We start from the raw sequence: 6472 nt of genomic DNA on the forward strand, positions 1-6472 counted from the left end.
CGCGCCACTCCGGTCGGAAGCGGACGGTTGCCGCCGGTGGGCGTGGCGCGGCGCATGGGGGACCCCCTGTGACGATCGACGGAGCCGGTGTGGCTCGTGCTCGCGATGCTCTACGCGGCGGCCGGGCCGCCGGTTCAGTACCCATCCGACCTGCGCGTCACTAAAGTGACATCGTGAGCGAAGCCCCGAAGATCGTCGGCCGCAGCGAGACAGTCGCCGAGCTCCGCGCGCTCCTCGACGCCGTGGTCACCGGCCGCGGAGGCGGGGCGCTGCTGGAGGGCGAGGCGGGCATCGGGAAGTCGACGGTGCTCTCCGTGGTCGCCGGGGCCGCGGCCGAGGCGGGCTGTCAGGTGCTGACCGCGACCGCGGACGAGCTCGACCGGGAGTTCCCGCTGCACGTGATCGACGTCGCGCTCCGCTCCAAAGGCCTGGCGCGGCCCCGGCCGACGGCCGGCGACGGATCGGGCCTGTGGTCGCCGTCCTCCGGCGACCCGGTGCTGGCCGGTGTCGAGGCGGCTCTGGAACAGCTCGACGGGCTGAGCCGCTTCGGGCCGACGGTGCTGCTCGTCGACGACCTGCAGTGGGCCGACGACGCCTCGCTGCTGGTCCTGGACCGGCTCAGCCAGGCCTCGGTGCAGCAGCCGGTGCTGGTGATCGGGGCGTACCGGACGACCGCCGGGCGGGAGCGCCTGGCTGGCCTGCGGCGCAGCATGATCCGCCGCTCTGCCAGGATCCTGGCGCTGGGCCCGCTGGCCGCCGGCGACGCGGTCACACTGGCCGCGATCCACGCCGGCGGGCGGCCGGGCCGGGGCCTGCGGCAGTGGGTGGAGTCGACGGCGGGCAACCCCCTGTTCATCCGCGAGGTCGTCGACGCCTTGGACCGGCACGGATATCTGCGCTCGGCCGACGGCGTGGTGGAGGTCGTGCCGGATTCGCCGTCCGCGCCGGTCGTGCTGTCGCTGCTCGACGTGATCGCCGAGCGGCTGGTCACGCTCACCGAGCAGACCCAGGACGCGCTGCGGCTGGCGGCCGTCATCGGCCCGGAGTTCGGCTCGGCCGAGCTCGGCGAGATCTCCGGGATGACGCCGACGAGCCTGCTGGCGGCGCTGCGCGAGGCGATCGGATCAGGGGTCGTGGAGGAGGTCGGCGAGCGGCTGCGGTTCCGGCACGGGCTGATCCGAGAGTCGCTGTACGAGAGCGTTCCGGCCTCGCTGCGCTCCAGCGCGCACCTGGACGCCGCGCGCGCCGTGGCCCGGACCGGCGCGCAGGCCTCGGCCGTGGCCGTGCATCTGCTGCACATGGAGGGCGACCTGCCGCCGTGGGCTTCGGAATGGTTGGTGAACGACGGCGCGAGCCTGGTATACGACGTGCCGGGGGTGGCCATCCGGCTGATCCGGGCGGCGCAGATCGGCGCCGAGCCGGATCCGGCGCGCTGGGAGAATCTGAACGTCGGCCTGGCCCGCGCCCGGTTCCAGCTGGGGTCGCTGGCCGACGCCGCGGCGGCGGCCGAGCGGGTGCTGGAACGCACCACCGATCCGGACCACGCCGCCGAGATGGCGTGGATCAAGGCGTACGCGGCGCTGCGCGCGACGGACTACGACGTGGCCGTCGAGACCATCAAGACCGGCCGCTCGAAGTGGCGCCTCGGCGAGGTCTGGGTCATCCGGCTGCGGACGCTGCACGCGCTGGTGCTCGCCAACTCCGGGGACATCGACGGCGGCGCGGAGCTGGCCACGCAGACGCTCAAGGCGGCGCGCGCCGTCGCGGACCCCTTCGCCGTCGGGCACGCGCTGTTCGTGCTGTCGTGGACGGAGTCGGTGCGCGGCAACGCCGGGCAGATGATCGACTACATCGACGCCGCGCTGGAGGCGTTGTCCGCGGAGCGGTCGGCCACCGATTTGAAGATCCTGCTGTTGGCCAACCGCGGGATGGGCTTGTTCGCCGTGGGGCGCGGCAGCGAGGCGATGGAGAGCTACGAGATCGCCCGGGGGCTGGCCGAACGGTCCGGGTCGGCGCGGCTGAGCATGATCTCGATGAGCGTGGGCTGCGCCCACTTCGAGAGCGGCGACTGGGACGAGGCCCTGCGCGATCTGGCCACCGCGCTGGAGACCAAGGAGGCCCCCTGGTTCCAGTTCGCGACGTGCCACGGGGTGAGCGCGACGATCCACGCGCACCGCGGCGATGCCAAGGCCGCGCAGGGGCAGCTGTCAGCACTCGACGAGATCGGCGAACCGGCGGCACCCGTGCCCAGCTACCGCGCCTGGGTGTGGCTCGCCCGGGCGGCGCTCGCCGAGCAGCGGGGCGATCTCGCGGAGGCGGTGGCCCACCTCGAGCTCGCCCTGGATTGCGGGCCCGTCTACTGGTACATGTCCATGCCCGGGATCCTCCGGCTGGGCCCGCAGGAGCGCCCCGACCTGGTCGCCAAGGTCCTGGACCTGGTGGCCGTCCCCCTGGACGCCGACACCGAACCGCTGATCCGGGCCGGTGCCGAGCAGGCCCGCGCAACAGCCGCAGGGGACGCCGAGGCGGTCCTGGCCGCCGCCGAGCGGTTCGGCGGGCTGCCGTGGTCCCGGGCGGTCAGCCTGGAGACGGCCGCGGAGCTGTTCGCCGCCGACGACGTCGAGCGGGCCCGCGGGCTGCTCGTCGAGGCGATGGGGCTGTACGAGGCGCTCGGGGCGCGCGTGGACATGGACCGCGCCGAGGCCCGGCTGCGGGCGTGCGGGATCCGGCTCGGGGTGCGCGGGGCGCGCAGGCGTCCCAAGACCGGGCTGGCCGCCCTCACCACGGCCGAGGAACGGGTCGCCAAGCTGGTCGCCGAGGGGCTGACGAACCCGGACATCGCCGACCGGCTGTTCCTGTCGCGGCGCACCGTGCAGAGCCATGTGTCGCGGGTGCTCGCCAAGCTCGACGTGCCGAGCCGGAGCGGCATCGCGCTGATCATCGCCGAGCAGGCGCACGGGGCCGGGACGGCGGGGGGCCTCGGCGAAGCTGCGGGCTGAGGCCGGGCCGCGCCTGGCTCCGGCGGTCGCGGCGACGCTCGCGTCACCGGTGATCTCGTCGCGCAGGCGCTGGATGGCGTAGTAGCTGCGCGATTTCACGGTGCCCGCCGACACCCCCAGAGCGGCGCTGGCCTCGGCGTAGCTCAGGCCGTGGTAGTAGATCATGATCAGGGCGCTGCGATGCTTGTCGGTCAGCTTCGCCATCGCCTGCCGCATCGCCTGCGCCTCGACCAGCTCCTCGATCGCGTCGGGCGTGGCGGCGAGGATCTGCTCCAGCTCCACGCCGCCGACCTCGGCCGGCCGCGCGCCCCGGGCCCGGGCCGCGTCGATCGCGACCCGGCGCAGCACGGTGAACAGCCACGGCCGGAAGGACCCGTACTCGACGCTGCGCGCGACCTGCCCGGGGTAGCGCCAGGCCCGCAGCCAGGTCTCCTGGACCAGGTCCTCAGCCAGCGGGACGTCGCCGCGGGTGATGCGCACGGCGTACTTGTGCAGCGCGGTGGCGTGTTCGGCGATCAGGGCGGTCAGGGTGGCCTCGACGGTCGTGTCCTCGATGGCGATGTCCTCGACGGCGGTGGTCGTCATCACGGGGTCCCTTCCGAGGTCAGCGTGCTCTGTGCCTCCATGCTTCGCCGACGGGGCGCGGGGAACATCCGCCAGATCGCCGAAAAACATCCGCCACCGGTGGGTCGGGTGCGCGCGATCCGGCGGCGGATGGCCGGATGATTTATTGTCAGTAAACTTTCCTAATAATTAGCGTCCCCGGGCGATCGGCGATCTACAGTGAGATCCGCAAGACGCCCCGAAGCAACGGAGTGACGATGCGCGTTCCCTCTGCCGTGCCGATGGTCCTGGTGGCCGCCTTGATCGCGGCCACGCTCACCGCCTGCGGCGGATCATCCGGCGACTCCGCGGACCCGGCTCCGGCGCCGGCTACCGCGTCGTCCACCGCGTCGAGCTCAGCCCCGGCCACTTCCGCCTCGGCTTCTGCTTCAGCGACACCGTCGGCGGCCAGCGCACTCACCACCGACCAGCGCCGCCGTGCCGACCAACTGATCAGCGTCTTCGAGAACAGCACCCCGGACATCCAGTACGCCTACGCCGAGAACATCGGCGACGGCCGGGGCGTCACCGCGGGCCGCGCCGGCTTCACCACCAACGACGGCGACGCCCTCAAGGTGATCCAGGCCTACGCGGCACGCGTCCCGCAGAACAAGCTCGCCCACTACATCCCCGAGCTCCAGCGCCTCGCGGACGCGGGCAGCAGCGACACCTCCGGGCTGCCGGAAGCGTCGTACGTCGCCGACTGGAAGGCGGCCGGCACCGATCCGGCGTTCCAACAGGTCCAGGACGACCAGGTCAACCAGCGCTACTTCGCCCCGGCCGCGTCCGCCGCCGACCAGCTCGGCCTGACCACCGCGCTGGCGCGCGCCGAGCTCTACGACGCGTCGATCCAGCACGGCAACGGCACCGAGTACGACGCCCTGCCGTCGCTGATCGCACGGACGACCGCGAAGGTCGGTGCGCCGGGTAAGGCGGGCCGGGCCACGGAGCAGGCCTGGCTGAACGCGTTCTTCGACGTCCGGATCGACGACCTCCGGCACCCGGCGAACGCCGCCACGCAGAACGAATGGTCTCAGTCCGTGGACCGGGTCGAGTGCCTGCGGCGGATCGCCGCGAGCGGGAACTACCAGCTGAGCGGCCCGCTGAAGGTCACCGCGTTCGGTACCGACTACACGCTCAAGTAAATCTTCACGGTGCTCTCAGGCCCCTGCGTAACACTCACAGGGCGGGGGGATCGCGCGGCTGACTCCTGCGCGATCCCCCCGCCTGCTTCTCAGTACCCCGTTTTCACCACACGATGCTCATCAGTTGATGGTGTACGACTCAGCTGATGGTGTACGACGATCCGAAAGCCGTGATGTTCAACGGGCCGTCGAGATTGGTGTTGCCGGTCGCGGCGATCCGCCGCAGGCATTCCACCCGGTCCACCGACTGCGACCACTCGGCCTGCGTGGCGCTGTTCGCCGGGTTCTGCAGGTCGTCGATCCGGACGTTGAAGAACGCGTCCAGCCAAGCGGATTCACCAGCTGCGGCCGGGGTGCCGACCGCGGCGTTGGTGCGGGATATCAGCGCGGGCAGCGCGTCGTACTCGGTGCCGTTGCCGTGCTGGATGGAGGCGTCGTACAGCTCGGCGCGGGCCAGGGCCGTGGTGAGGCCCAGCTGGTCCGCGTCGGCCATCGCCGGGTTGAAGTAGCGCTGGTTGACCTGGTCGTCCTGGACCTGGTTGAAGACCGGGTCCGTGGCGGCCTGCTTCCAGGCGGCGATGTAGTCGGCCTCCGGCAGGCCGGAGGTGTCGCCGGAGCCGGCGGCGGCCAGCCGTTGCAGCTCGGGGATGAACGGTTCGAGGACGTTGCCCGGCGAGACCGCGTCGTACGCCTGGATCACCTTGAGCGCGTCACCGTCGTTGGTGGTGAAGCCGGCGCGCCCGGCGGTGACGCCGCGCCCGTCGTTGATGTTCTCGGCGTAGGCGTACTGCAGGGTGGTGGTGCTGTTCTCGAACACGCTGATCAGCTGATCCGCCCGACGGCGCTGGTCAGCGGTCAGTCCCCCGCCGGCCGCGAACGCGGCCGGCACGAAGGACTGGTGCTGCGCGACGGCGGGACCGGCACTCGGCGCGGTCGCACCGACCACGCAGAGACCGCCGGCGACGGTCGCGGCGACCAGCGCCGGGACCAGCAGGTGCCTGCCCACGCGGGCAGGACGAAGGGAAACTCGCATCTGACGCTCCAGTTACTCCGGCCGCGGCCATGCCGCGGCCGGCGTGAAGGGAACCGGCCGCTGTCGACGGCCAGCTGGTGCGGCGGTGCAGGTACACGTACAGGTGCGAGCTCGCGAGGAGCACTGTATGGGTGGGTGCGGCCGTCAGTCCAGACCTATTAGGAAAGTTTCCTAATGATATTAATTCACGACGGAAGAAATGGCCCCGGCCAGCGCGCAGACCGCGGCGGCCACCTGACTGTCGGCCACAGTGCCGTACCCGAGCACCAACCGATCCTCCCGAACACCCAGCTCAGAGCAGTGCTCTGCCATGCTGCCGACCCGCAACCCGCGCGCCGCGGCAGCCTCGACGACGACCGCCGCGGGCACCCCGGGAACGCGAAGGATCACATGCAGCCCGGCCGAAGCTGACGACACCGGACACTCGGGCAGCAGGCGCGCGAGCTCGGCGACGAACGCGTCGCGACGACGGCGATAGGCCCGGCGCGCGGTGCGGAGGTGGCGGTCGAAGGCGCCGGAGCGGATGAGGTGGGCGAAGGCCAGTTGGTCGAGGGTCGGGGGTGGGGCGGCTGGAGCGGCCGGCAAGCAGCCTGCGACACAAGGTGTCTGCTCGGCTGAGTGGTCGGCGGCGCGGCTGGCTGCCGGGTCAGCGGCGTGGTCGGCTGCGGGCCAGGCCCCGCAGCGAGCTGCCT

3 protein-coding genes and 2 pseudogenes are annotated in these 6472 nt (G+C 72.0%); 2 read left to right on the plus strand and 3 right to left on the minus strand.

Translation table 11 applies throughout. The annotated features are described in order from the left end of the window. Window positions 1-173 precede the first annotated feature (173 nt). Window positions 174-2999, plus strand: a complete 2826-nt coding sequence (locus GWK61_RS59910) for an ATP-binding protein (RefSeq protein ID WP_194915294.1) — start codon at window positions 174-176, stop codon at window positions 2997-2999. Window positions 3000-3113: 114 nt separating this feature from the next. On the opposite strand, the pseudogene GWK61_RS60965 reads toward GWK61_RS59910, so the two are convergent. Then, a pseudogene (locus GWK61_RS60965) lies at window positions 3114-3674 on the minus strand (sigma-70 family RNA polymerase sigma factor); the annotation flags it as partial. A gap of 146 nt (window positions 3675-3820) precedes the next feature. On the opposite strand from GWK61_RS60965, the gene GWK61_RS31475 reads away from it, so the two are divergent. Continuing rightward, window positions 3821-4747 carry a chitosanase gene (locus GWK61_RS31475; RefSeq protein WP_194915296.1) on the plus strand — a complete coding sequence of 309 codons (927 nt, stop codon included), beginning with the start codon at window positions 3821-3823 and terminating at the stop codon, window positions 4745-4747. Window positions 4748-4886: 139 nt separating this feature from the next. Here the strand turns inward: GWK61_RS31475 and GWK61_RS31480 are convergent, their stop codons facing one another. Next, on the minus strand, window positions 4887-5753 hold the full coding sequence (locus tag GWK61_RS31480) for a chitosanase (RefSeq protein WP_194915297.1): 867 nt from the start codon (window positions 5751-5753) through the stop codon (window positions 4887-4889). A 207-nt stretch (window positions 5754-5960) separates the two neighbouring features. Continuing rightward, a pseudogene (locus tag GWK61_RS31485) lies at window positions 5961-6472 on the minus strand (hypothetical protein); the annotation flags it as partial.

Origin of the sequence: Catenulispora rubra, assembly GCF_015356825.1 — a bacterium.
Lineage (GTDB): Bacteria > Actinomycetota > Actinomycetes > Streptomycetales > Catenulisporaceae > Catenulispora > Catenulispora rubra.

Bases quoted from the DNA above. Each gene is read 5' to 3' on its own strand.
- GWK61_RS31475 (WP_194915296.1), top strand. From the start codon at position 3,821: ATGCGCGTTCCCTCTGCCGTGCCGATGGTCCTGGTGGCCGCCTTGATC.